We start from the raw sequence: 24,986 nt of genomic DNA on the forward strand, positions 1-24,986 counted from the left end.
GGCTCCTGATGGTGAATGGCTGCCTTAGCGACTTGCAACTTAAATAAGTTCATTTTTATTTTTGAGCTTGGCGTATGTCTGTGATGACAAGAAGCCAGCGTCGGGAGAAGTGCTCGACCGACCTGCACAGCCAAGGGACTCAATAATGTAGTGCACCGCACCATTGCGGAACAGCATCTTTCCACGCGTTACCTAGGCCGCTCTCATCCAGATTACCGGTCGGTGTTATCCGCCAACCGCACGTTCACAAGGCATGCGCCACGACTGGTGTACCGAGTTATTCGTTGCAAGCGCCAATTGCGGTTGCAACGACCACACCCAGATTCGCGGCGCATGGCGCACCCCGGCGCTTTGGCTGCAACCAACATTTTCGATAAAAGGATAAGCGCATGGCCATCACTCATTCAACTAATCGGCCTGAGAAGGCAACGAGCTTTCAACAAAGTACGGATTCAGACTCAATGGGTGATTCGGAAAGTTTAGAAATAAATGGGTTTGGCCATCCGCCTGCTCTAAAAAACGCAATAAGCATGCCGCTCATCTACTGCGACAATCCCACAGGAAGCATGAGCGTGGACCATGATGCGCGCGTCGACAAAGCAAAGCTCCACCAGCAGGGCATCATTACTGTTAATAGCCTGTCGTTCTTGCCGGGAGCGTCGACCCGCTTGCCAACAGCCACCATTCCTGCTGCGATCATGAGCCTGTCCATCCCGGCCACCGCGCCATCGCCTTCCTCGTCATCCCCGCCAACCCAAGCCAATACACCCGCGCAGCAGCCGTCGTATGGCGGTGTCACGTCCGTACCGGCATTGCGGACTTTGAACCCCGCCGCCAGGCCCGAGACCTTGCGCGCCGCCTTGTTCGACATGGCGCGGCAAGGCGACTGCGACGCTGGCCGGCAACTACTGGAAAGCGGTCTCGTCATGCCGGGCGCAGTCGATCCTGGCACAGGCGAATGTGCGCTGCTCGTCGCGACCGAACACGGCCAGGCAAGCTTCGTGCGCATGCTGCTGCGGTGCGGGGCGCCGGCCGACCAGCGCCGAGCCGATGGCACCACCAGCCTGATGCTGGCTTGTGCGGCCGGTGATGAAGCCATGGTGCAGACGCTGCTGCAGGCCGGATCGCGTGCCGACCATGCCAGCGATACCGGCCTCAACAGCCTGATTCTGGCGGCCTGGTGCGGCGCCACGGCGATCGTGTCCATGCTGCTGGAAGCCGGCGCGCCGATTGACCATGCCACGTCCTTCGGCTGGACCGCGCTGATGCGTGCAGCGCAAGGCGGCCATGTCGATACGATGGCGACGCTGCTGGCCGAGGGGTGCGACATGGAATGCGTGGCGTGCAACAACCGGACCGCGCTGATGATCGCCGCCGAGGCCGGCCAGTTTTCCGCGGCGCGGGCGTTGAGCGATGCCGGCGCCGATACCACGCGCCGTAACGACGAGGGACTGAGCGCGGCCGAGATTGCGGCCGCTGCGGGTCATCGAAAACTGGCGAACATGTTGTCACGGCGGGCAAGTTCGCATCCTGTCTACCTGGCAGGCGACAACGAGTCAGATGGGGCCACGACCAGGCAAGCAATCCGGGAGACGACAAGGACGGCGAAAACGACCTGGACCACTGCCACCAGCACCACGGCCAGCACTGTCGGCAGTATTCCGGCGGCGGCGACTGTGAACAAGACGACGACGACGGCGACGACGTTAAACACGACTGCGCTGACGACGACCACGTCTACGGCAGCAGCAACGACAGCAACAACAGTTACCGCGACGCCCGCAAAGCCGCTGACGAACAAGCAGCCTATGAAACGGCCGTCACTTTCGGCACTGCTCCAGGCAATTGCAGATAACGACCGAAAAACCTTGCGTAGTCTACTCTACAGGTTGACGCAGACCAGCCAGGACGTCGATGTGCGGCTTGACCGCGCCGGCCCGTTACCAGGGTTCGACGGACCCGACGCAGCCAATACCTTCACGCCCCTAATGGCTGCCGCGTATCTCGGCCATGCCGAAATGATCACGATGCTGATCGGCAATGGCGCCACGGTCGATAAAGCAGGGTATGGGGGACGTACTGCGCTCTGGTTTGCCGAGGAAATGAAACATACCGAAGCCAGGGCCGCGTTGAAACGCAGCGGGGCCAGCGTGAAAATCAAATTCGATGATCGCTGGTCTGCCGAGGCCATCGCCGAATACAGGAAGAAACTGGCCGACCGGTTAGCTGATGTGAAGACGGAACGTAAATTTCTACGCAACTTTGCGAGCCACTTGGGTAGATCACGAAGCCTGGCAAATGAATCCAGCTCCTCCTGCGCCATGCATTTAAGTTCGCTGATGGATATAACTTCGGTGCCAAATTACGAGGGCCTCGAAAACTACCTCGCCGCTTTAATCGGGAGTCAAAAAAATATGAAGAAGATATTGACTGCATGGTTTCCATTGGTGCTACGCGAGACCGACGATACACACCATTTTCTACTGCACACCACACTGCTAGAGTCGGCACTTTTTTACAGTAGGCACATGAATCTTAATTACTTCATTGATCTTCTGGTCAGCGCAGGCGCCACCCTGAACGCTTACAATTCCAAGTCTTTTTACAAGTTTGAATCCTATTCTGCGCTGGTATCAGCAGTTCATTTATCCGACTGGAAAGATGTCATTGATTTCATCGGCCTTGGGGCCAATGCGGAGGAGTCCTGCGATCACATCGGGACAACTGCGCTGATGATCGCAGTTCAACGAGAACAAATCGCGGCCGTGCAGTTGATAAGCGAATTGGGCGCGAATCTGAACCATAGAAACCAACGAGGCGATGCTGCGCTTCATTTGGCTGCACGCAATGGAAGCAGGCAGGTCATCGAACTTCTGATCGAGAAGGGCGCACACCTGAACCAGCCCGGGCATAAGGGCCTTACACCTTTAAAGCGGGCCGCCGCATGTGGAAACGAGCCGGCGGTGGAAGCACTAATCAACGCAGGCGCGAAGATCGACACTCAGGACAGCAAATCACGCGTGACAGCACTGATGCTTGCGTCCCATAACGGCTATCTGCCCATCGTCGCGCTGCTACTGGTCCATGGCGCGAATACGCAATTACAGGGTCGCGAGAAAGATACCGCCTATGACCACGCAGAGGACCAGGGCCATGTCGAGATTGCCAGGCTGCTGGCCGACCATGCCGCAAACACGAGGAAACATTGAGTTCAGCGCCAGCTGCCAGCTGCCGCAGCCCGCCATCAACTCCCCTGACTCACCCCAACGCCTGGTCCACCAGCTCGATCCAATGCCCAACCGGCGTCGCCGTCCCCGACTGCAGATGCGTGATGCACCCAATATTCGCCGACACGATCATCTCCGCATCGGTTGCATTCAGGTTCGCCAGCTTCTGGTCGCGCAGCGCATACGACAGCGCCGGCTGCAGCACCGAATACGTCCCCGCCGAGCCGCAGCACAGGTGGCTGTCCGCGCATAGCTGCACATCCACACCGATGGCGCGCAGCAGGCCTTCAACGTTGCCGCGTATTTTCTGTCCATGCTGCAGCGTGCAGGGCGGATGCCATGCCACGCGCTTGTCCACCGCCTTGCCGCGCAGCTTGTCGAGCAGCTCGGCTTCAAAGGCCGGCATCACTTCGGACAGGTCCAGCGTCAGTTCCGAAATGCGCCTGGCCTTCGCCGCATAGGCCGCATCCTGCTCCAGCAGATGGCCGTATTCCTTCACGGTCGCACCGCAGCCGGAGGCGGTCATGACAATCGCCTCCGCACCTGCCTCGACATGCGGCCACCATGCGTCGATGTTGCGGCGCATGTCGTCGCGCGCTGCGTCGTGGTCGTTCAGGTGATGGCGGATCGCGCCGCAGCAGCCGGCACGCGGCGCGACGATCAGCTGCACGCCCAGCGCGTCGAGCACGCGGGCGGTGGCGGCGTTGATGTTGGGCGACATCGTCGGCTGCACGCAGCCATCCAGCAGCAGCATCTTGCGCGCATGCTCGCGCCGCGGCCAGATGCCGGCGGCCTGTCGCTTCGGCACCTTGTTCTTGAGCGCCGCCGGCAAGAAGCCCCGTACCAGCTGCCCCGCCTTCATCGCCGGGCCGAACACCCACTGCCGCGGCAAGCCTTCCTTCAGCGCGGTGCGCAAGGCGCGGTCGGCGGGCGAGCGTGGCACCTGGTCCTCGACGATCTTGCGGCCGATGTCGACCAGGCGGCCGTATTGCACGCCCGACGGGCAGGTGGTTTCGCAGTTGCGGCAGGTCAGGCAGCGGTCCAGGTGCAGCTGGGTCTTGGCGGTTGCCGGCTTGCCTTCCAGCACCTGCTTCATCAGGTAGATGCGGCCGCGGGGGCCGTCGAGCTCGTCGCCCAGCAGCTGGTAGGTCGGGCAGGTCGCGGTGCAGAAGCCGCAGTGCACGCAGGCGCGCAGGATGGCGTCGGCTTCCTTGCCCTCGGGCGTGTCCTTGATGAAATCAGCGAGATTCGTTTGCATGTCAGAGGTCTGGTCCCAGTCGGCCCGGATTGAAGATCCCGGCCGGATCGAAAGCCTGTTTCAGGCGGCGCTGTATGCCGGCGACGGCCGGCGTCAGCGGATGGAAGACCGCAGTGCGCGCATCCGGCGTGGCGCCGGCGCGGAAGAGCGTCGCATGGCCGCCGGCCGCCGCCGCGGTCGCGCGGATGGCGTCGGCGGGCGCGGCGCTGTGCAGCCAGCGCTGCGCGCCGCCCCACTCGACCAGCTGGCTGCCCGGCAGGTCCAGCGGCGGCGCCACCGACGGCACCGAAAGCCGCCATAGGGCGGCGTCCTGCGCCGCATTGAAAAACGGGTGGGTCTGCTCGCGCAGGCCCTGCCAGAAGTCGCTGGCGTCGACCACTTCCTCGCCGCCGAGGCGCGTCCTTGCGCCTTTCAGCGCGGCAGCCGCGCCCGACAGGCGCACGGCCAGCACGCCGTCGAGCCAGGCGCTGCCCGAGATCGGCAGCGGCTGGCCGCCCCACTGGTTCAAAGCGCGCAGCGCGGTGGCCTGGTCCATGTCGAAACGCAGCGTGGTTTCCTCGAACGGGCGCGGCAGCACCTTCAGCGACACTTCCAGCATCAGGCCCAGCGTGCCGAGCGAGCCGGCCAGCACCCGCGACACGTCGTAGCCGGCGACGTTCTTCATCACCTGGCCGCCGAAATGCAGCACTTCGCCGCGATAGTTCATCAGCACCACGCCCAGCACGAAGTCGCGCAGCGCGCCGACGCTGGCGCGGCGCGGGCCGGACAGCCCGCATGCCACCATGCCGCCCACCGTGGCGCCAGCGCCGAAATGCGGCGGCTCGAAGGCCAGCATCTGGTTTTTTTCCGCGAGCGCGGCGTCGACCTCGGCCAGCGGCGTGCCGCTGCGCACGGTGATCACCAGCTCGGTCGGGTCGTAGGCGACGATGCCGCGGTACGCCCGGGTGTCGAGCAGGTCGCCGCGCAGCGGGCCGCCATACCAGTCCTTGCTGCCGCTGCCGGCGATGCGCAGCGGCCGCTCGGTACTGGCGGCGGCGATACGATCCTTGAATTCCTGCAATGCCTGTTCCATGTGCTTCCCGTCTTTCTTCAGAATCGCGGCAGGTCCGCGAACGGCAGCTTGCCGGCGCGCACGTGCATGCGGCCGTATTCGGCGCAGCGGCGCAGCGACGGTATCGCCTTGTCCGGGTTGAGCAGCAGCGCGGTGTCGAAGGCCTGCTTGACCGCGCGGAAGGCGTCGAGCTCGGCCTGCGAGAACTGCACGCACATCGAGTTGATCTTCTCGATCCCGACGCCATGCTCGCCGGTGATGGTGCCGCCGACCGCCACGCACAGCTCCAGGATCTCGGCGCCGAAATGCTCGGCGCGGTCGAATTCGCCGGGCTGGTTGGCGTCGAACAGGATCAGCGGATGCAGGTTGCCGTCGCCCGCATGGAACACGTTGGCGCAGCGCAACCCGTACTTGATCTCCATGTCGGCGATGCCCAGCAGCACCTGCGCCAGGTTCTTGCGCGGGATGGTGCCGTCCATGCAGTAGTAGTCGGGCGAGATGCGGCCGGCGGCCGGGAAGGCATTCTTGCGTCCCGACCAGAACTTCAGGCGCTCGGCCTCGGTCTGCGACACCGCCAGCGCGGTGGCGCCGGCCTCGCGGAACACCGCTTCCATCCGCGCGATTTCCTCGTCGACCTCGTCCGGCAAGCCGTCGGACTCGCACAGCAATATGGCTTCGGCGTCAGTGTCGTAGCCGGCATGGACGAAGGGCTCGACCATGCGCGAGCTGGTCTTGTCCATCATTTCCAGCCCGGCCGGGATGATGCCGGCGGCAATCACGCTGGCCACCGCATTGCCGCCCTTCACCACGTCGTCGAACGACGCCATGATGACCCGCGCCTGCTGCGGCTTGGGAATGAGCCTGACGGTCACTTCGGTGACCACGCCCAGCATGCCCTCGGAGCCGATGAACAGCGCCAGCAGGTCCAGCCCGGGCGCGTCGAGCGCCTCGCCGCCGAGTTCGGCCACTTCGCCGTCGATGGTCACCATGCGCACCCGCAGCACGTTGTGCACGGTCAGGCCGTATTTCAGGCAATGCACGCCGCCCGAGTTCTCGGCGACGTTGCCGCCGATGGTGCAGGCGATCTGCGACGACGGGTCCGGCGCGTAATACAGGCCATGCGCGCCGGCGGCTTCGGAAATGGCGAGGTTGCGCACGCCCGGCTGCACGACGGCGGTCCGGGAATAGGCGTCGAGCTTGACGATGCGGCTCAGGCGCGCGGTGGAAATGACGACGCCGTCGGCAATCGGCATCGCGCCGCCGGACAGGCCGGTGCCGGCGCCGCGCGGCACGATGGGCACGCGCAGCCGGCGGCAGACGTTGATGGCGGCGATCACCTGCGCCTCGTCGGCTGGCAGCACCACGACCATGGGCAACTGGCGGTAGGCCGCCAGGCCGTCGCATTCATACGGCCGGGTGTCTTCCTCGTTGAACAGCACCGCGCCCTTGGGCAGGGCGGCGCGCAGCGCTTCGACGACTTCACGCTGGCGCGCAACGGCAAACTGCGCAGTTTCTGGAGCATTCATGGCATGGATCCTGACAGGCGGTGAGAGCGCGGGACTGGCGGCAGGCGTCCGGCAAAACGGCTGGGCGCCTGCAAGCCAAGATCCACAGTGTAACGAAAGTTGACGCCGGAATCAGGCATTGCCGGCGGTGTTTGCCTGAAAAGCTTTTGCCCGACCGGTGAAATTTTTTGCGCCGGCGCCGCGCTCAGCGCTGGCCGTTGCTGAACGTGGCTTTCATCCATTCGATGAACAGCGTGACTTCGGCGCGTTCCGGCGCCGGTTTCTCGTAGACCAGGTAATACGCATGCGGCGGCGACGCCAGTTCGACATCGAACAGGCGCACCAGTTCGCCGCTGGCCAGCGCCGATTCGGCGAAATGCAGGCGCGTCAGGCCGATGCCGTAGCCGTGGCGTATCGCCTCGAGCAGCAGGCCCAGGTCGTCGACCCGCAGCCCGGCGCTGGGCTCCGGCCAGTCCAGGCCGGCAGCCTCGAACCACGGCTGCCACGGCTCCAGCGCGGAACGCAGCAGCGTGGCGCGGCGCAGGTCGGCCGGCGTGTCGATCGGCCCGACCTGCGCCAGGTAGGCCGGGCTGGCGACGGCGAAGGCCGGCTCCTCGAACAGCTTCTCGGTGATGATGTCGGGATAGTTTCCCGCGCCGAAACGCACTTCGACATCGCTCTCCGACAGGCTCAGGTCATACAGCGGCACCGACAGGAAGACCTCGACCACGATGCCGGGATGCAGCCGGGTGAACTCGGCCAGCCGCGGCACGAACAGGTAGCGGGCAAAGGTCGGCGGCAGCGCGACCTTGACCCGCGGCTGCGCCGGCGCGCTGCGGTGCGGCATCGGGAAGTCGGTCAGCGTGCGCAGCGCGCTGCGCACCACGTCGAGATAGCGGCGGCCGAATTCGGACAGCGCGAACGAGCGGCCGTCGCGGATGAACAGCCGCTCGCCGACGAAGTCTTCCAGCAGCCGTATCCGGTGCGACAGCGCCGACGGCGTAATGCACAGCTCGTCCGCCGCCAGCGCGAATGAATTCAGCCGCGCCGCCGCCTCGAATGCCGACAGCGCATGGACCGGCGGCAGGCGCGAGGCCGGCGCCGGCCTCGCCGAACGCGGGCCTGCCGGGCTTACCACTGCACGATCTTGCCGGGGTTGAGGATATTGCGCGGGTCGAACGCATGCTTCAACGCGCGCATCGCCTCGATTGCGCCGTCGCCATGCTCCTGGACCAGGAAGTCCATCTTGTGCATGCCGACGCCGTGCTCGCCGGTGCAGGTGCCGTCCATCGCCAGCGCCCGCGTCACCATCCGCGCGTTCACGCCTTCGGCCTTGGCGATGTCGGCCGGGTCGTTCGGGTCGACCAGCATCTGCACGTGGAAGTTGCCGTCGCCGACGTGGCCGATGATGGAGTACACCATGTCGTGATGCTCGCAGTCGGCCTTGGTGTCGAGGATGCATTCGGCCAGCCGCGAGATCGGCACGCAGCAGTCGGTCGAGATCGCGCGGGCGCCCGGGCGCAGCTGCAGCAGCGCGAAATACGCATTGTGGCGCGCGCCCCAGAGCCGGCTCCGGTCTTCGGGACGGGTCGCCCATTCGAAGCCGGTGGCGTTATGCTCGGCGACGATCTCCTGCACGGTCTCGGCCTGCTCCTGCACGCCATGCTCGGTGCCGTGGAACTCGAACAGCAGCAGCGGCTGTTCGGGCAGGGTCAGCTTGTCGTACGCATTGATCGCCTTGACGCCCTGCTCGTCCAGGAATTCGACGCGGGCGATCGGCACGCCCATCTGTATGGTCTGGATCACCGCGCGCACCGCGTCGCCCGGCGTCGGGAACGAGCAGACCGCGGCCGACACCGCTTCCGGCTGCGGGTAAAGGCGGACGGTAACCTCGGTGATGATGCCCAGCGTGCCTTCGCTGCCGACGAACACGCGGGTCAGGTCGTAGCCGGCGGACGACTTGCGGGCGCGGGTGCCGGTGCGGATGACGCGGCCGTCCGCCATCACGACGGTCAGCGCCAGCGTGTTCTCGCGCATGGTGCCGTAACGGACCGCATTGGTGCCCGAAGCGCGGGTGGCGGCCATGCCGCCCAGCGACGCGTCGGCGCCGGGGTCGATCGGGAAGAACAGGCCGGTGTCGCGGATCTCGGTATTGAGCTGCTTGCGGGTCACGCCCGGCTGGACGGTCACGGTCAGGTCTTCCGGATGCACGGCGATGATGCTGTTCATCTGCGACAGGTCGATCGACACGCCGCCGCGCAGCGCCAGGATATGGCCTTCGAGCGAGGTGCCGGCGCCGTACGGAATGACGGGCACGTCATGCGCGGCGCACAGCTTGACGGCGTCGGACACTTCCTCGGTGGACTGGGCGAACACGACGGCGTCGGGCAGCATCGGGTCGTATGAGGATTCGTCGCGGCCGTGGTGCTGGCGCATCGCCTCGCTGGTCGAGCAGCGCTCGCCGAACAGGGACTTCAGCGCGGCAAGCAGGGATTCGGGGAGCGGTTTTTTCAGCGCCGCAAGCTGTGCTGGATGATTCATCTGGGCCTCCGTGGGGTTCGTGATTTTACTCCGCGCACGGATTTCACGGCATGCGCCGCTGCGCCGGCGAAAAAATTGCCGTATTCTCGAACCCTTCCAAACCGACCGATCACACCGCCATGGGCAACCGACTCTCGAAAATCGCCACCCGCACCGGGGACAACGGCACCACCGGCCTCGGCGACGGCAGCCGCGTCGACAAGGACAGCCTGCGCGTGCAGGCCATGGGCGACGTCGATGAAATGAATTCCCACCTGGGCCTGCTGCTGGTCGAGGACATGCCGGACGGCCTGCGCGAGGAACTCGGCACCATACAGCACGACCTGTTCGACCTCGGCGGCGAGCTCTGCATCCCCGGCTACACGCTGATCAAGCTGGAGCACGTGGCGCGGCTCGACGCGCTGCTGGCGAAATACAACGCCGACCTGCCGCCGCTGGCGGACTTCATCCTGCCGGCCGGGTCGCGCGCGGCGGCGCAGGCGCATGTGTGCCGGACCGTGTGCCGCCGGGCTGAGCGGGCCATCGTCACGCTGGGCAAGGCGGAAACGCTCAACGATTATCCGCGGCAGTATATGAACCGGCTGTCGGACCTGATGTTCGTGCTGGCGCGGGTGCTGAACCGCCATGCCGGCGGGGGGGATGTGTTGTGGGAGAAGGGGCGCGAGCGGAGCTAGGGGATAAGTGGGCGCTGGCGTGCGGGGTGCAACGCGCTGGCGTTGCGGTTGCCGTTCCGCGTAGCGACCGTTGCGGTTAGCCCCGCGCAGCGACCTTTGCAGTTGCAGTTGCCGTTGCATTTCCGCGTAGCGACTGTTGCGGTTGATGTTGCCCGCGCAGCGACCGTTGCGGTTGCCGTTGCGGTTGCCGTTGCCGTTGCAGTGAATCCCCGTTAGATGGCGACGCGTCGCCAGTGCCTGAAACGGATAAAGAAGCGTCCGCTGTCTGAGCGAAGCGAGTTTCGGACGCTTCCCGTTTCAGGTGCTGGCGGCGCGTGCAGTCCGCGCAGCGGACCGCCATCGTAGGGGTCGCCTTTTCTTGGTTACTTCTTTTGGCGAAGCAAAAGAAGTGACCCGGCCGCCGGGACGGACTCCCGGCTACTCCCCACGGCAGTGAAGCCTCAACGTTTCACCCGTCAGCAGACACAGCATCGTCGCCTTGCGCTGTGACGCGTTCTCGTAACGTGCAGCCGTCGCAAACTGCAGATGCGGCTTCGCGACGGTACGCCTGCTGGCGGATGAAGCAATACCGGCTAGCCTGCCGGACGACCTAGCCGGGTTTCGGCCCGGCAGCCGACCTACTTCTCTTGCTTCGCCAAGAGAAGTAGGCAAGAGAAGGCGACCCCGATGATGGCGCCCCGCTGCGCGGGGTGCACACGCCGCCAGCACCGAAATCGGGAAGCGTCCGAAACTCGCTTCGCTCAGACAGCGGACGCTTCTTTATCCGATTTCGGTGCTGGCGACGTGTCGCCATCGACGGGGATTCACTGCAACGGCCACTGCACAGGCAACGGCAACGGCAACAGCCACTGCAACGGTCGCTGCGCGGGCAACATCAACCGCAACAGTCGCTACGCGGAAATGCAACGGCCACTGCAAAGGTCGCTGCGCGGGGCTAACCGCAACGGTCGCTGCGCGGAACGGCAACCGCAACCGCCGCTCCCCACAACTCCCTCAAACGTTGCTGACCACTAACCGCGGCTCGGTCTTGCCCAGCCGCTGCCTGACCGACGCAGCAATACCCGCCGCATCCAGCCCGCAGGACGCCAGCAACTGCGGCGCGTCGCCATGATCGACAAACCTGTCCGGCAGCCCCAGCTGCATCAGCGGCATCACCACGCCCGCCGCGGCCAGCGCCTCGGCCACCGCAGAACCGGCCCCGCCCATGATGCAGCCCTCCTCCACCGTCACCAGCAGGTCGTGGCTGGCAGCCAGCTCCAGCACCAGCCCCGTATCCAGCGGCTTCACGAAACGCATGTTGGCCACCGTCGCATTGAGCTCCTCGGCCGCCTTCAGCGCCGGCGCGAGCATGGTCCCGAAGGCCAGGATGGCGACCCGCTTGCCGCTGCGGCGCAGCTCGCCCTTGCCCATCGGGATGGTGTCCAGGTCCGTGCCGACCGCAGCCCCGACGCCTGCGCCGCGCGGGTAGCGCACCGCGGCCGGGCCGGGATACTGGTACGCGGTCGACAGCATCTGACGGCATTCGTTTTCGTCCGACGCCGCCATTACCACCATGTTGGGAATGCAGCGCAGGAAGGCCATGTCGTAGTTGCCGGCATGGGTCGCGCCGTCGGCGCCGACCAGGCCGGCGCGGTCGAGCGCGAACGTCACGTCCAGGTTCTGCAGCGCCACGTCGTGGATCAGCTGGTCGTAGCCGCGCTGCAGGAAGGTCGAATAAATCGCGACCACCGGCTTCAGGCCCTCGCATGCCATGCCGGCGGCGAAGGTCACCGCATGCTGCTCGGCGATGCCGACGTCGTAATAGCGGTCCGGGAAGCGCTGCTCGAACTCGACCATGCCCGAACCTTCGCGCATTGCCGGCGTGATGCCGACCAGGCGCTTGTCATTCTGGGCCATGTCGCACAGCCATTGGCCGAATACCTGGGTGTAGGTTTTCTTGCCCGGGGCCGACGGCTTGATGCCTTCGGCGGGGTTGAACTTGCCGGGGCCGTGGTACAGCACCGGGTCGGCCTCGGCCAGCTTGTAGCCCTGGCCTTTCTTGGTCACCACGTGCAGGAACTGCGGGCCTTTCAGCTGCTTCAGGTTCTGCAGCGTCGGCACCAGCGAATCGAGGTCATGGCCGTCGATCGGGCCGATGTAGTTGAAGCCGAATTCCTCGAACATGGTGGCGGGCAGCACCATGCCCTTTGCATGCTCTTCCAGCCGCTTGGCCAGTTCCAGCATCGGCCCCGGCAGCACCGACTTGCCGACGTTGCGCGCGGCCGCATAGAAGCGGCCGGACATCAGGCGCGCGAGGTAGCGGTTGAGCGCGCCGACCGGCGGCGATATCGACATGTCGTTGTCGTTGAGGATGACCAGCAGGTTCATGTCCTCGTGCACGCCGGCATTGTTGAGCGCCTCGAAGGCCATGCCGGCAGTCATCGCGCCGTCGCCGATCACGGCAACGGCATGGCGGTTCTCGCCCAGCGTCCTGGCCGCGAGCGCCATGCCCAGCGCGGCCGAGATCGAGGTCGACGAATGCGCGGTGCCGAAGGTGTCGAACGGGCTTTCGTCGCGGCGCGGAAAGCCCGAGATGCCGTCGCGCTGGCGCAGCGTGTCCATGCGGTCGCGGCGGCCGGTTAGTATCTTGTGCGGATAGGTCTGGTGGCCAACGTCCCAGACGATGCGGTCGTCCGGCGTGTTGAACACGTAGTGCAGCGCGATGGTCAGCTCGACCGTGCCCAGGTTGGACGACAGGTGGCCGCCGGTCTGGGAGACGGAATCGAGCAGGAAAGCGCGCAGTTCGTCGGCCAGGGGTTTCAGCTGGCTGCGGCTGAGGCGCCGCAGGTCGCTGGGTGCATCGATTTTTTTGAGTAGATCCATACTATGCCTTCCGCTGCACGATGAGGTCGGCAAGCTCGCGCAGCCGTTGTGCGTTGTCTCCGAACGGGAGCAGCGCCCGGTGGGCGTCCTCCCTCAATTTCTGCGCCAGCGCACGCGACGCTTCCAGCCCGAGGATGGAGACATAGGTGGGCTTGTGGTCCACCGCATCCTTGCCCGCGGTCTTGCCCAGCGTATGCGTGTCGGCGGTGGCGTCGAGCACGTCGTCCACCACCTGGAACGCCAGGCCGACCGCCGCCGCATAGGCGTCCAGCGCGGCGGTTTCCTGCGCATCCGGCATCTGGCCGCACAGCGCGCCCAGCATGACCGAGGCGCGCAGCAGCGCGCCGGTTTTCAGCCGGTGCATCTGTTCCAGCTCGGCCAGCGACAGCGTGATGCCGACGCTGGCCAGGTCGATCGCCTGGCCGCCGCACATGCCGGCGGAGCCGGAGGCGGCGGCCAGCACGCGCAGCATCTGCACGGCGCGGGACGGGTCGCCGCCGGCCTCGGCCAGCACCAGGAAAGCCTGCGACTGCAGCGCGTCGCCGACCAGCAGCGCGGTGGCTTCGTCGTATTTCACGTGCACGGTCGGCTTGCCGCGCCGCAGCGCATCGTCGTCCATGCAGGGCATGTCGTCATGCACCAGCGAATAGGCGTGAATCATTTCCACCGCGGCGGCGGCCCGCGCCAGCACGGCGCGGTCGGCGCCATGCAGCTCGCCGGCCGCATGCACCAGCAGCGGCCGCACGCGCTTGCCGCCGTCCAGCACCGCGTAGCGCATCGCCTCGTGCAGCCGCGCGGGCGCCGCCGAAACCGGCGGCAGCAGCGTCGCCAGCGCATCTTCCATGCCGGCCTGCACGTCGCGCATCCATTCGTCGAATGGCGCCCGATTCATTCGCCTGCCTCGGTGTCCACGTCGCTGGCGAAGGGCTTGAGCATGTCGCCTTCCAGCACCTTGACCTGGCTGTCCACCTTGTCGAGCTGGCCGGCGCAGAACTTGACCAGTTCGGACCCGCGCCGGTAGGCGGCCACGGATGCTTCCAGCGGCAGTTCGCCAGCCTCCATGCGAGCGACCAGTTGTTCCAGCTCGGCCATCGCGTCTTCGAAGGAAGCGGCTTGCGCTGCGGGAGGAGTTTTACTTGCCATAAGGTATTGGTTTTGAGGCGGGCTGGTCAGTATGCACGCCAGGCCCGCGCTGAGGTTGCGGAAGATTCACGACCGGGTATTTTAGAACAATCGCGGCCACGCGGTTAAGATTGCCGTCAAGAAAGCGATCGATCGATCCCCGCCGGGCATGCGCAGGCACAGGTTCGCGCCGGAAATCCGGGGTAAGGTATAATCATTGGTTCTGTCCAAAAATTCCCTCTTCATCTCGTTTGAACATAGGTTTTTGCGGATTCTTTCTCTCTTAGGTTGGTGCAAATTAATTTGGGGGGTAGGGATGTCCGATCTGGCTAATCTCGCCAAGCTCACGCGTTCCGACGCGCAACTTCCAGTCCACGTCTATTTCGACGAAGTACTGCTGAAAAAAGAAATATCGAACCTGTTCCGTCAGGGGCCGCGCTATGCCGGTCATGAACTCATGGTGCCCGAAGTGGGCGACTATGCGACGCTTGCATGGGAAAACGAGGGCAGGATGCTGGTGCGCAACGCCAATGGCATCGAGCTGCTGTCCAACGTCTGCCGGCATCGCCAGGCCAAGATGCTGGATGGCCGCGGCAATGCGAAAAACATCGTCTGCCCGCTCCACCGCTGGACCTATGACCTGAAAGGCACGCTGGTCGGCGCGCCGCATTTCGGCGAAACGCCCTGCCTGAACCTGCCGCAGACGCGGCTGCAGAACTGGAACGGCCTGCTGTTCGAGGAAGGCGGCGTCAACGTCGCCGCGCTGATGAAGAACCTGTCCGTGACCAGGGACCTGGACTTCAGCGGCTACATGCTCGACAAGGTCGAAGTCCACGAATGCGACTACAACTGGAAGTCCTTCATCGAGGTCTACCTCGAGGACTACCATGTGGAGCCCTTCCATCCCGGGCTGGGCAGCTTCGTCAGCTGTTCCGACCTCGAATGGGAATTCGGCGACGGCTACAGCGTGCAGACCGTCGGCGTGCATCATGCGCTGAAGAAGTCGGGCACGCCGGCCTACCGCAAGTGGCAGGAGCAGCTGTTGAAGTTTCGCAACGGCGAGGCGCCCAAGCATGGGGCGATCTGGCTGACGCTCTATCCGAACATCATGGTCGAGTGGTATCCGCACGTGCTGGTGGTGTCCACCGTCTGGCCCAACGGCCCGCAGAAAACCACCAATATCGTCGAGTTCTACTATCCGGAAGAGATCGTGCTGTTCGAGCGCGAATTCATCGATGCCGAACGCGCCGCCTACATGGAAACCTGCGTCGAGGATGACGAGATCGCGCAGCGCATGGACGCCGGCCGCCGCATCCTGATGGAGCGCGGCGTCAGCGACGCCGGCCCTTACCAGTCGCCGATGGAGGATGGCATGCAGCATTTCCACGAATGGTACCGATCGAAGATTGCGCTATGACCATGACCACGCCTTGCACCACGCTGATTTCCGCATCCGACCTGGCGCAGCAGCGCCAGCCCGGCTGGGTCCTGCTCGACTGCCGGCACGACCTCGCCAACCCGCAGGCCGGGCGCGCGGCCTATGACGCCGGGCATATCCCGGGCGCGCTGTTCGCCGCGCTCGACGACGACCTGAGCGACCATGCGCAGCCGGCCGACGGCCCATTCCGCGGCCGCCACCCGCTGCCGGCGATCGACGACTTCATCGCCACGCTGCGCCGCTGGGGCGTGAACGACGACACCCAGGTCGTCGCCTACGATGCGCACGGCGGCATGTTCGCCGCGCGGCTGTGGTGGATGCTGCGCTGGGCCGGCCATGAAGCGGTCGCGGTGCTGGACGGCGGCATGCCGGCCTGGACCGCGCTGGGCCTGCCGCTGGCGACCGATATTCCCGTCGCCGCGCCCGGCAATGCGACGCGGCGGCCATCGCTGGTGCGCACGGTGGGCGCGGCCGACATCCTGGCGCAGCCGGAATTGAAGGTGCTCGACGCGCGCGCGCCCGACCGTTTCCGGGGCGAGAATGAAACGCTGGACCCGGTGGGCGGGCATATCCCGGGCGCGGTGAACCGCTTCTTCAAGGACAACCTGCTGCCGGACGGCCGCTTCAAGCCGGCTGCACAGCTGCGTTCGGAACTGGCCGCGCTGGTGGCCGAGCCGGCGTCGGCGGTAATGCAGTGCGGCTCCGGCGTGACGGCATGCCATAACTTGCTGGCGCTGGAAGTGGCGGGCCTGCCCGGTGCGGCGCTGTATCCGGGTTCCTGGAGCGAATGGTGCTCCGACCCGTCGCGCCCGGTGGCCACCGGCGCGTAGCACGGCAGCCGGTTTATTCGCTCATCTCCTTGACGGTAGATGCCGGTCCCGCCCCGGAACGCGCGATGCGCATTCCGGCCGGGCTACCCGTCAATGCCCGTGCGTCTGCGTCTGGCTGGTCAGGAACAGCACCAGCACGACGCCCAGCGCGATCAGCAGCACCTGCGGTATGGTCTCGCGCACGGTGGCGCGGCGCTGCATCTGCGGCATCAGGTCGCTGACCGCGATATAGATGAAGCCTGACGAGGCGAACACCAGCACATACGGTATCGCCTCCATGCCGCGCCCCAGCGTCAGGTAGCCGACCAGCCCGCCGACGATGGCCATCAGGCTGCACAGCAGGTTGTACACATAGGCGCGCGTGCGCGAAAAGCCGGCGTTGAGCAGCACGATGAAGTCGCCGATCTCCTGCGGGATTTCATGGGCGATGATGGCCAGGCCGGTGACCAGGCCCAGCTTCGGGTCGGCCAGGAAGGCCGCCGCGATCAGGATGCCGTCGGTGAAGTTGTGCAGGCCGTCGCCGACCAGGATCATCCAGCCGGCGCGCCCGGCTTCATGCGCGTCATGGCCATGCGCATGGCCGTGGCCGTCGCCTTCGTAATGATGGGAATGGCGCAGTATCGCCATCTTCTCCAGCAGGAAAAATCCCAGCAGGCCGGCCAGCAGCGTGGCGAAGAGCGTATGCGTGTCGGCCTTGGACTCGAAGGCTTCCGGCAGCGCATGCAGCAGCGAGGTCGACAGCAGGATGCCAACCGACAGGCTGACCATGCGGTCGACCACCTTGGAAAGCAGCGTGAAGGAAAACACCGCCGCCGCCGTAATGCTGATGACACCAGCGATGGTGGTGGCAAGCAGTATCGAAAGCAGCGTGGGATTGATTTTGAACCTCGGCGCGAAAGGAGCGGAATTAAAGCACAACCGTCCCGGTTTGGGCAAACCAGGACGTCGATCGATCAGTGGGCCTGCTCCCAGTTGGGTCCGACGCCGACCTCGGCCTGCAGCGGCACCCGCAGCGTGGCGACCCCTGCCATCAGCTCCGGCAGCCGGGTTTTCACCAGGTCGAGTTCGGCCTCCGGCACTTCCAGCACCAGTTCGTCATGCACCTGCATGATCATCATCGACGACAGTTTTTCCGCGTCCAGCCAGTCCTGCACCGCGATCATCGACAGCTTGATCAGATCGGCCGCGGTGCCCTGCATCGGCGCATTGATCGCGGCCCGTTCCGCGCCCTGGCGGCGCGGGCCGTTCGGCGAATTGATCTCGGGCAGCCAGAGGCGGCGGCCGAACACCGTTTCCACATAGCCGTCGCGCTTGGCCCGCACCCGCGTCTCTTCCATGAAATTCCTGACGCCGACGAAGCGCTGGAAGTACTTGTCGATATACATCTGCGCGGCGGCCCGCTCGATGCCGAGGTTGCCGGCCAGGCCGAAGGCGCTCATGCCGTAGATCAGGCCGAAATTGATGATCTTGGCGTAGCGGCGCTGTTCGCTGCCGACCTCGGCCGGCTGCAGCGCGAAGATCTCGGCGGCGGTGGCGCGGTGGATGTCCTCGCCTTCGGCAAAGGCGCGCAGCATCGCCGGGTCTTCCGACAGGTGGGCCATGATGCGCAGCTCGATCTGCGAATAGTCGGCCGAGATGATCACGTTGCCGGGCGCTGCGATGAAGGCCTCGCGTATCCGGCGTCCCTCGGCGGTGCGGATCGGGATGTTCTGCAGGTTGGGCTCGGTGGACGACAGCCGGCCCGTCACCGCCACCGCCTGCGCATAATTGGTATGCACGCGGCCGGTGTCCGGGTTGACCATGCGCGGCAGCTTGTCGGTATAGGTGGACTTCAGCTTGGACAGGCTGCGGTAGTCCAGCAGCACCTTGGGCAGCGGGTAATCCTCGGCCAGCTTCTGCAGCACTTCCTCGTCGGTCGACGGCGTGCCGGACGGCGTCTTCTTCACCACCGGCAGCTTCAGCTTCTCGAAAAAGATTTCGCCGATCTGCTTCGGCGAGTTCAGGTTGAACGGCTGCCCGGCCAGCTCATACGCCTGGCGCTCGATCTCCAGCATGCGCCGGCCGAGTTCGTTCGACTGGGTCGCCAGCAGGTCGGCGTCGATCAGCACGCCGTTGCGCTCGACCTGCTGCAGCACGGTGGCGGTCGGCAGCTCGATCTTTTCGTAGATATAAGTCAGCTGCTCGCTCTCGGCCACGTGCGGCCACATCGTCCGGTGCAGCTGCAGCGTGACGTCGGCGTCCTCGGCCGCGTATTCGGTGGCCCGGTCCAGCGCGACCTGGTCGAAGCAGATCTGGGACGCGCCCTTGCCGCAGACGTCGGTGAAGGTGATGGTCTTGCGCTCCAGGTGGCGCAGCGCCAGGCTGTCCATGTCATGGCTGCGGTGCGACTCGAACACATAGGACTGCAGCAGCGTGTCATGGGCGACGCCGGCCAGGCGGATGCCGTGGTTGGCGAAGATATGGCTGTCGTACTTCATGTTCTGGCCCAGCTTGGGCTTCGCCGGGTCCTCCAGCCAGCCGCGCATCCGTTCCAGCACATGGTCGCGGCCCAGCTGCGCCGGCGCATCCTGGTAGTTGTGCGCCAGCGGGATATAGGCGGCCACGCCGGGCTCGCAGCACAGCGAGATGCCGACCATCTGCGCCCGCATCGGCTCCAGCGACGTGGTTTCCGTGTCGAGCGAGGTCAGCGGCGCGGCGTCGATGATGTCGAGCCACTTGTCGAGCTGTTCGTCGGTCAGCACGGTCTCGTAGCTGGTCTTGACCGGCGCCGCCGGCGTCCGGCTGGTCGCCGCGGCGGCAGCCGCCGCATCCGGCGTGTCGAACAGGCCGCCCTGCCCTTCGACGGCCGCCGTGCCGGCGCCGGCGCCGAGTTCGGCGCTCAGCTCGCGCAGCCAGCTCTTGAATCCATAGCGCTGGAAGAAGTCCAGCAGCGCCGCCTTGTCTTCCGGCTTCTGGCCCAAATCGTCCGGGAACTTCACCAGCTGCTCGACCAGGTCGCAATCGGTCTTCACCGTCACCAGCACCCGCGCCTGCGGCAGCCAGTCCAGCGCCGCGCGCAGGTTCTCGCCGACCGCGCCGCCGACCTTGTCGGCATTTTCGATCACGCCGTCGAGCGAACCGTACTGCGCGATCCACTTGGCCGCGGTCTTGGGGCCGACCTTGGAGACGCCGGGCACGTTGTCGACCGTGTCGCCGACCAGCGACAGGTAGTCGACGATGCGCTCCGGCGGCACGCCGAACTTGGCGATCACCGCGTCGCGGTCCAGCGTCTCGTTGCTCATCGTGTTGATCAGCGTCACATGCTCGTTGACCAGCTGCGCCAGGTCCTTGTCGCCGGTCGACACCACCACCTTCATGTCATGCTTCACTGCATCCACCGCCAACGTGCCGATCACGTCGTCGGCCTCGATGCCTTCTATCATCAGGATGGGCCAGCCCATTGCCCGCACCGCCTCGTGGATCGGCTCGATCTGGCGGCCCAGGTCTTCCGGCATCGACGACCGGTTGGCCTTGTATTCCGGGTACAGGTCGTCGCGGAAGGTCTTGCCCTTGGCGTCGAAAATGCAGGCGATATACGCGGCCGGGTAATCGTTGCGCAGGCGCCGCAGCATGTTGATGATGCCGTAGATGGCGCCGGTGGGCGCGCCCTGCGCATTGCGCAGGTCGGGCAAGGCATGGAAGGCCCGGTACAGGTAACTCGATCCATCGACCAGCAACAGGGTTTTGTTCATAGAGGGGCAGACAGGAAAATAGGCAGCGGATGACGGGCACGCGGCGCGCGGCAAGGCAGCGGGTCGCGGCAAATGTTTGCGATTATCGCAGAGTTTAAGGACCCGGCAGGCCCCTTCCCCGGACAGGCGAACCGATGCGCCCCCCTGCGGATCGCCCCGGAAAGCCGCACCGGGTTTGCTACAATGCGGCCTTGCACGCACACCAACCCGACCGGCGAACTTCCCATGCGCACCCCTCTCCTGCTGACTGCCTTTTCCCTGATTTTTGCCGCGTCGATGCCTGCTTCCGCGCAGCAGCCGCGCGGCCGCGCCGATGCGCCGCCGCCGCCGCAGCTCGAACGGCTGGAGGAAGGCGAGGCGCCGGCGGTGACCATCCCCGGCGGCGGCCAGCCGGAACGGTCCATCACCGAGAAGCGCGAGCAGGGACGGGTCACCGAAGTCGAGGTGCGCACCGGCCGCAGCACCTATACGGTCAAGCCGCTCAACCCGGCCGGCAGCGCGCTGCCCGGCGATACCCAGGCCAACACCAATCGCGCCGCGCAGTTCAAGGTCAAGGAATTCGACCTCAGCAAGCCCGAGGACCTGAAGCCGCAGCCCCAGCCGGCGGCGCCGCAAGCGCCGGCCGCACCGCCGCCTGCAAAGTAATGCCCAGCCCGGGCCCGCACGCGGGCCTGCCCTGCAACCTGACACGCACACACTGATTCCATGGCTGTTTTCACCCCGGTCACCCTAGACGACATCGCCCAGTGGGCAACCCAGTACGACATCGGCCGGGTGCTCGCGCTGAAAGGCATTTCGTCCGGCATCGAGAACAGCAATTTCTTCCTCAGCGCCGAGCGCGGCGAATACGTGCTGACGATATTCGAGAAGCTCGGCTTCGACCAGCTGCCTTTCTACCTGAAGCTGATGCGCCATGTCGCCGAGCGCGGCGTGGCCGCGCCGCTGCCGCTGGCCAACCGCGACGGCGAACTGCTGGCGACGCTGCACGGCAAGCCGGCCTGCGTCGTCACCCGGCTGGAAGGCGCCTGCCAGATGGCGCCGCACCCGGCGCATTGCGCCGAAGTCGGCGCCATGCTGGCCAGGCTGCACCTGGCGGCCGCCGACTTTCCGATCCGACAGCCCAACCTGCGCGGGCTGGACTGGTGGAACGAAACCACGCCGGTGGTGCTGCCCTACCTGCCCGACGCCGGACAGCACCTGCTGCGCGCCGAGATGCATTTCCAGGAAGCGTTCGCCACGTCCGAGGCCTACCACCGGCTGCCGCGCGGCCCTATCCATGCCGACCTGTTCCGCAATAACGTGATGTTCGACGGCAAGCGCCTGACCGGCTTCTTCGACTTCTACTTCGCCGGCGTCGACACCTGGCTGTTCGATGTCGCCGTCACCGTCAACGACTGGTGCATCGACGAGACCAGCGGCGCGCTCGACCCGGCGCGGGTGCGCGCGCTGGTCGGCGCCTACCATGCGGTGCGCCCGTTCACCGACGACGAAAGCGCATCCTGGCGGCCGATGCTGCGCGCCGGCGCGCTGCGCTTCTGGCTGTCGCGGCTGTACGACTTCCACCTGCCGCGCGACGCCCAGATGCTGACGCCGCACGACCCCGGCCACTTCGAGCGCATCCTGCGCGAACGCATCGCCAAGCCGGTGCCGCCGCTCTGATGGAAAAGCTGCCGGCAGCCACCGGGTGGCAATGGATCAAGCAGGGCTTCTCGCTGTTTCGCAAGCAGCCGGCCGAGCTGTCCACGCTCTTCCTGAGCTACATGTTCCTGATGATGGTCATCACCATCATCCCGCTGGTGGGCCAGCTGCTGCCGCTGGTGCTGATCCCGGTCTTTTCGATGGCGTTCATGCAGGCCTGCGTCCAGGTCGAGAAAGGCCAGCGGGTCTACCCGAACCTGCTGCTGACGGGCTTTCGCTCGCCGGCATTCCGCACGCTGTTCAGGCTGGGCCTGCTGTACGTGCTGGCGGCGACCGTGGCGATAGGCGCGTCCGCGCTGATCGACGGCGGCCTGTTCTGGACCGTGATGACGGGCAGCGCCAGGGTGGACGCGAAGACGGTGCAGGGTTCCGGCATCACGCTGGCCATGCTGATGGCCGCGGTGCTCTATACGCCGGCGGCGATGGCGTTCTGGTTCGCCGCCCCGCTGATCGCCTGGCAGAACATGAGCATGGGCAAGGCGCTGTTCTTCAGCTTCTACGCGGTCAAGCGCGCAGGACGCGCCTTCATGCTGTACGGACTGGGCTGGGCCGCCATCGGCGTCGTGCTGCCGCTGCTGATCAGCACCCTGCTGGGCCAGCTGACCGGGTCGCCGGCGCTGATGATGATGGTGCTGCTGCCGCTGTCCATCGTGCTGACCGTGGTGATGTACTGCTCGTTCTATCCAACCTACACGACGCTGTTTGGCAAGCCTTCCGAACAGCCTTCCCGGCCGCCTTCCCAATAGCCTGGCCCAACAGGCTATCCCGATCGACTTGCCAATAGGTTTCAATGTGCGTCATCGCACAGATGAATGCGCCGGCAGCCGGTTACCCTGTGCGCTGACCTATCCCTGCACAGGGAAAGCCATTCATCCAGCAAGGAGAAAAATATGGGACTTTTATCGTTCGTGAAGGACGCAGGCCAGAAGCTGTTCAACCTCGGCAGCAAGGATGCGGCAGCAGCCACGCCGGCCGCCACGGCATCGGCAGCGCCGACCCAGGCCGATGTCGCTGCGCTGAACGACACTGCAGGCAAGGCCATCCTCAATTACATCAAGACCCAGAATCTGCCGGTCGACAACCTGCAGGTGACGTTCGATGGCGCTACTGCCACCGCAACCGTCAGCGGCCAGGCGCAGGACCAGGCAACCAGGGAAAAAGTCGTTCTCTGCTGCGGCAACATCCATTCGGTCGAGCATGTGAACGACCAGATGACGGTGGCCACGTCGGCGCCGGAAGCGAAGTACTACACCGTGGTCAGCGGCGACACGCTGTCGAAGATCTCCAAGCAGATGTATGGCGATGCGAACAAGTACAACGCCATTTTCGAAGCCAACAAGCCGATGCTGACCAGCCCGGACAAGATCTATCCCGGCCAGATGCTGCGCATTCCGCCACAGGCCTGATTCGGGTTTGAACGGCTGCCGTCGCGGTTGACGGCAGCGCCGGCTTGGCGCCGATGCGCGCCTGGCAAGCCGGAACCGGACTTAGACCAGTCCGGGTTCGCAAGGCGCCATGAAACTCCGTAGGGTGTAATAAGCGCAAGCGCATATACACCATTCGTTGCAAACGGGCTAAGGTGATCGATTGCCAGTGGTGTAATGCGCTGCGCTTATTACACCCTAAGAATCTGAACCGTCGCCCTCATCGGTACGCCATGCGTTGAGATTGGTATTACCGGCGCCTTACCTTGTCGAGCAGCCTGGTGGTCGAGCGGTCGTGCCTGAAATCGATCGCCACCGCCTGCCCGCCATATGCCAGCACCGCCTGGCCTTCGGGTATCGCCTTCATGTCGTAGTCGCCGCCCTTGACGTAGATGTCCGGGCGCGCCAGCAGCACGCTTTCCAGTGCGGTGTCTTCCTCGAACGGCGCGACCAGCGCCACCGATTCCAGCGCGGCCAGCACGGCCATCCGGTCTTCGCAGTCGTTGATCGGGCGGTCGTCTCCCTTGCCCAGCCGCTTCACCGACGCATTCGTATTGACCATCACCACCAGCGACGCGCCCAGCTGCCTGGCCTGTGCCAGATAGGTGACATGGCCGCGGTGCAATATATCGAACGCGCCATTGGTCAGCACCACCGGCCGCGGCAGCGCCGCGACCCGCGCGGCCAGGTCGTCCCGGCCGCACAGCTTGCGCTCGAATTCGGGGCCGGCGGAAACAGCCGGCCCGGGCTGGGCGGACATCAGACGCCCTGCGGCGCCGGGGCAACCGCCAGGCGGTTCACCACTTCCTTGCGATAGCGGTTCAGTTCCTGGACCGTGGCAAATGTCCGGTCGAACAGCAGCGAGACATTGTGCAGGATGCGGTCCACCACCTTCTTTTCCCAGCCGGTGTCGAAACGGATCTGGTTGTCCAGCCACGCTTCCAGCCACTCCGGGTCCGGCAGGCGGCTCTGGACGGTGTCGTTGGGGAACAGCGCCTGGTTGACGTGCAGGTTGGTCGGATGCAGCGGCTTTTCGGTGCGGCGCGCCGACGCCATCAGCACGCCGATCTTGGCGAACGCGGCACGGGCGCTATCGCCCTGCTCGGTCAGCGCCTTCTTCATGTAACGCAGGTAGGCGCCGCCATGGCGGGCTTCGTCCTGGCTGATGATCTTGTAGATATTCTTGATCACCGGCTCGGTGTGCCAGTCGGATGCGCACCGATACCAGTGGTTGAGGCGAATTTCGCCGCAGAAGTGCATCATCAGCGTTTCCAGCGGCGGCGCCGGGTCGAACTCGAAGCGCACGTTGTGCAACTCTTCCTCGGTCGGCACCAGTTCCGGGCGAAAACGGCGCAGGTACTCCATCAGCACCAGCGAATGCTTCTGTTCCTCAAAAAACCAGACCGACATGAATGCGCAAAAGTCGCTGTCGCCACGGTTGTCACGCAAGAACATTTCTGTCGCAGGCAGAGCGGACCATTCGGTGATCGCATTCATCTTGATGGTTTGAGCCTGCTCGTCCGTCAGCTTGCTACCGTCGAATTGATCCCACGGAATGTCCTTATCCATGCTCCAGCGAACTTGCTCGAGCGATTTAAACAGTTCTGGGTACAACATTAGGCGCC

At 65.2% G+C, this 24,986-nt stretch carries 20 protein-coding genes; 8 read left to right on the top strand and 12 right to left on the bottom strand.

Annotation, left to right across the window (positions count from 1 at the left end):
• Positions 1–389: 389 nt before the first annotated feature.
• The gene (locus QOL82_RS16615; protein WP_283443419.1) at positions 390–3,209 is read left to right on the top strand and encodes an ankyrin repeat domain-containing protein; all 2,820 of its coding nucleotides are present in this window, start codon (positions 390–392) and stop codon (positions 3,207–3,209) included.
• Between the two features lie 49 nt (positions 3,210–3,258).
• Here QOL82_RS16615 and glcF read toward each other — a convergent pair whose 3' ends face one another.
• The 5 genes from glcF to QOL82_RS16640 form a co-directional block, all read right to left on the bottom strand.
• Positions 3,259–4,485, bottom strand: a complete 1,227-nt coding sequence (gene glcF, locus QOL82_RS16620) for a glycolate oxidase subunit GlcF (protein WP_283443420.1) — start codon at positions 4,483–4,485, stop codon at positions 3,259–3,261.
• A gap of 1 nt (position 4,486) precedes the next feature.
• Complete coding sequence (gene glcE / locus QOL82_RS16625) at positions 4,487–5,557, bottom strand: glycolate oxidase subunit GlcE (RefSeq protein WP_283443421.1); 1,071 nt, start codon at positions 5,555–5,557, stop codon at positions 4,487–4,489.
• 17 nt (positions 5,558–5,574) lie between these two features.
• Entirely contained in the window at positions 5,575–7,062 is a 1,488-nt protein-coding gene (locus tag QOL82_RS16630; protein ID WP_283443422.1) for an FAD-linked oxidase C-terminal domain-containing protein, read from the bottom strand.
• A gap of 184 nt (positions 7,063–7,246) precedes the next feature.
• Positions 7,247–8,179, bottom strand: coding sequence for a LysR substrate-binding domain-containing protein (locus tag QOL82_RS16635; protein ID WP_283443423.1), 933 nt, complete (start codon positions 8,177–8,179; stop codon positions 7,247–7,249).
• Positions 8,173–9,582 carry an FAD-binding oxidoreductase gene (locus tag QOL82_RS16640; protein WP_283443424.1) on the bottom strand — a complete coding sequence of 470 codons (1,410 nt, stop codon included), beginning with the start codon at positions 9,580–9,582 and terminating at the stop codon, positions 8,173–8,175. The genes QOL82_RS16635 and QOL82_RS16640 overlap by 7 nt, the downstream gene beginning before the upstream one ends.
• A gap of 119 nt (positions 9,583–9,701) precedes the next feature.
• On the opposite strand from QOL82_RS16640, the gene QOL82_RS16645 reads away from it, so the two are divergent.
• Positions 9,702–10,256 carry a cob(I)yrinic acid a,c-diamide adenosyltransferase gene (locus tag QOL82_RS16645; RefSeq protein ID WP_283443425.1) on the top strand — a complete coding sequence of 185 codons (555 nt, stop codon included), beginning with the start codon at positions 9,702–9,704 and terminating at the stop codon, positions 10,254–10,256.
• A gap of 993 nt (positions 10,257–11,249) precedes the next feature.
• Here QOL82_RS16645 and dxs read toward each other — a convergent pair.
• The 3 genes from dxs to QOL82_RS16660 are packed head-to-tail and all read right to left on the bottom strand — an operon-like array spanning position 11,250 to position 14,261.
• Complete coding sequence (dxs, locus tag QOL82_RS16650) at positions 11,250–13,118, bottom strand: 1-deoxy-D-xylulose-5-phosphate synthase (RefSeq protein ID WP_283443426.1); 1,869 nt, start codon at positions 13,116–13,118, stop codon at positions 11,250–11,252.
• A gap of 1 nt (position 13,119) precedes the next feature.
• Entirely contained in the window at positions 13,120–14,010 is an 891-nt protein-coding gene (locus QOL82_RS16655) for a polyprenyl synthetase family protein (RefSeq protein ID WP_283443427.1), read from the bottom strand.
• Positions 14,007–14,261 (bottom strand): exodeoxyribonuclease VII small subunit, encoded by a 255-nt coding sequence (locus QOL82_RS16660; protein ID WP_283443428.1) that lies wholly within the window; start codon positions 14,259–14,261, stop codon positions 14,007–14,009. The genes QOL82_RS16655 and QOL82_RS16660 overlap by 4 nt, the downstream gene beginning before the upstream one ends.
• Before the next feature lie 295 nt (positions 14,262–14,556).
• On the opposite strand from QOL82_RS16660, the gene QOL82_RS16665 reads away from it, so the two are divergent.
• Together QOL82_RS16665 and QOL82_RS16670 are read left to right on the top strand one after the other, a co-directional pair.
• Positions 14,557–15,657: an aromatic ring-hydroxylating oxygenase subunit alpha gene (locus QOL82_RS16665; RefSeq protein WP_283443429.1), complete on the top strand. Its 1,101-nt coding sequence runs from the start codon at positions 14,557–14,559 to the stop codon at positions 15,655–15,657.
• Complete coding sequence (locus tag QOL82_RS16670) at positions 15,654–16,508, top strand: sulfurtransferase (RefSeq protein WP_430438499.1); 855 nt, start codon at positions 15,654–15,656, stop codon at positions 16,506–16,508. Before QOL82_RS16665 ends, QOL82_RS16670 begins: the two co-directional genes overlap by 4 nt.
• A gap of 90 nt (positions 16,509–16,598) precedes the next feature.
• Here the strand turns inward: QOL82_RS16670 and QOL82_RS16675 are convergent, their stop codons facing one another.
• Both QOL82_RS16675 and polA read right to left on the bottom strand, forming a co-directional pair.
• The gene (locus tag QOL82_RS16675) at positions 16,599–17,315 is read right to left on the bottom strand and encodes a ZIP family metal transporter (protein WP_283443431.1); all 717 of its coding nucleotides are present in this window, start codon (positions 17,313–17,315) and stop codon (positions 16,599–16,601) included.
• Positions 17,316–17,461: 146 nt separating this feature from the next.
• Positions 17,462–20,239 (bottom strand): DNA polymerase I, encoded by a 2,778-nt coding sequence (gene polA, locus QOL82_RS16680; RefSeq protein ID WP_283443432.1) that lies wholly within the window; start codon positions 20,237–20,239, stop codon positions 17,462–17,464.
• 225 nt (positions 20,240–20,464) lie between these two features.
• Here polA and QOL82_RS16685 point away from each other — a divergent pair, with 225 nt between their 5' ends.
• The 4 genes from QOL82_RS16685 to lysM all read left to right on the top strand — a co-directional run bounded on the left by QOL82_RS16685 (position 20,465) and on the right by lysM (position 23,343).
• Positions 20,465–20,884: a DUF2782 domain-containing protein gene (locus QOL82_RS16685; protein WP_283443433.1), complete on the top strand. Its 420-nt coding sequence runs from the start codon at positions 20,465–20,467 to the stop codon at positions 20,882–20,884.
• A 60-nt stretch (positions 20,885–20,944) separates the two neighbouring features.
• Positions 20,945–21,898 carry a homoserine kinase gene (locus QOL82_RS16690; RefSeq protein WP_283443434.1) on the top strand — a complete coding sequence of 318 codons (954 nt, stop codon included), beginning with the start codon at positions 20,945–20,947 and terminating at the stop codon, positions 21,896–21,898.
• Positions 21,898–22,683, top strand: a complete 786-nt coding sequence (locus QOL82_RS16695) for a BPSS1780 family membrane protein (protein ID WP_283443435.1) — start codon at positions 21,898–21,900, stop codon at positions 22,681–22,683. The genes QOL82_RS16690 and QOL82_RS16695 overlap by 1 nt, the downstream gene beginning before the upstream one ends.
• Positions 22,684–22,827: 144 nt before the next feature.
• Positions 22,828–23,343: a peptidoglycan-binding protein LysM gene (gene lysM / locus QOL82_RS16700; protein ID WP_283443436.1), complete on the top strand. Its 516-nt coding sequence runs from the start codon at positions 22,828–22,830 to the stop codon at positions 23,341–23,343.
• 268 nt (positions 23,344–23,611) lie between these two features.
• Here lysM and QOL82_RS16705 read toward each other — a convergent pair whose 3' ends face one another.
• Both QOL82_RS16705 and QOL82_RS16710 read right to left on the bottom strand, forming a co-directional pair.
• Positions 23,612–24,121 (bottom strand): adenylyltransferase/cytidyltransferase family protein, encoded by a 510-nt coding sequence (locus tag QOL82_RS16705; protein ID WP_283443437.1) that lies wholly within the window; start codon positions 24,119–24,121, stop codon positions 23,612–23,614.
• Positions 24,121–24,978 (bottom strand): ferritin family protein, encoded by an 858-nt coding sequence (locus QOL82_RS16710; protein WP_283443438.1) that lies wholly within the window; start codon positions 24,976–24,978, stop codon positions 24,121–24,123. The genes QOL82_RS16705 and QOL82_RS16710 overlap by 1 nt, the downstream gene beginning before the upstream one ends.
• Between the last annotated feature and the right edge of the window lie 8 nt (positions 24,979–24,986).

The sequence above is a fragment of the Noviherbaspirillum suwonense genome, from assembly GCF_900182955.1.
Taxonomy (GTDB): domain Bacteria; phylum Pseudomonadota; class Gammaproteobacteria; order Burkholderiales; family Burkholderiaceae_D; genus Noviherbaspirillum_A; species Noviherbaspirillum_A suwonense.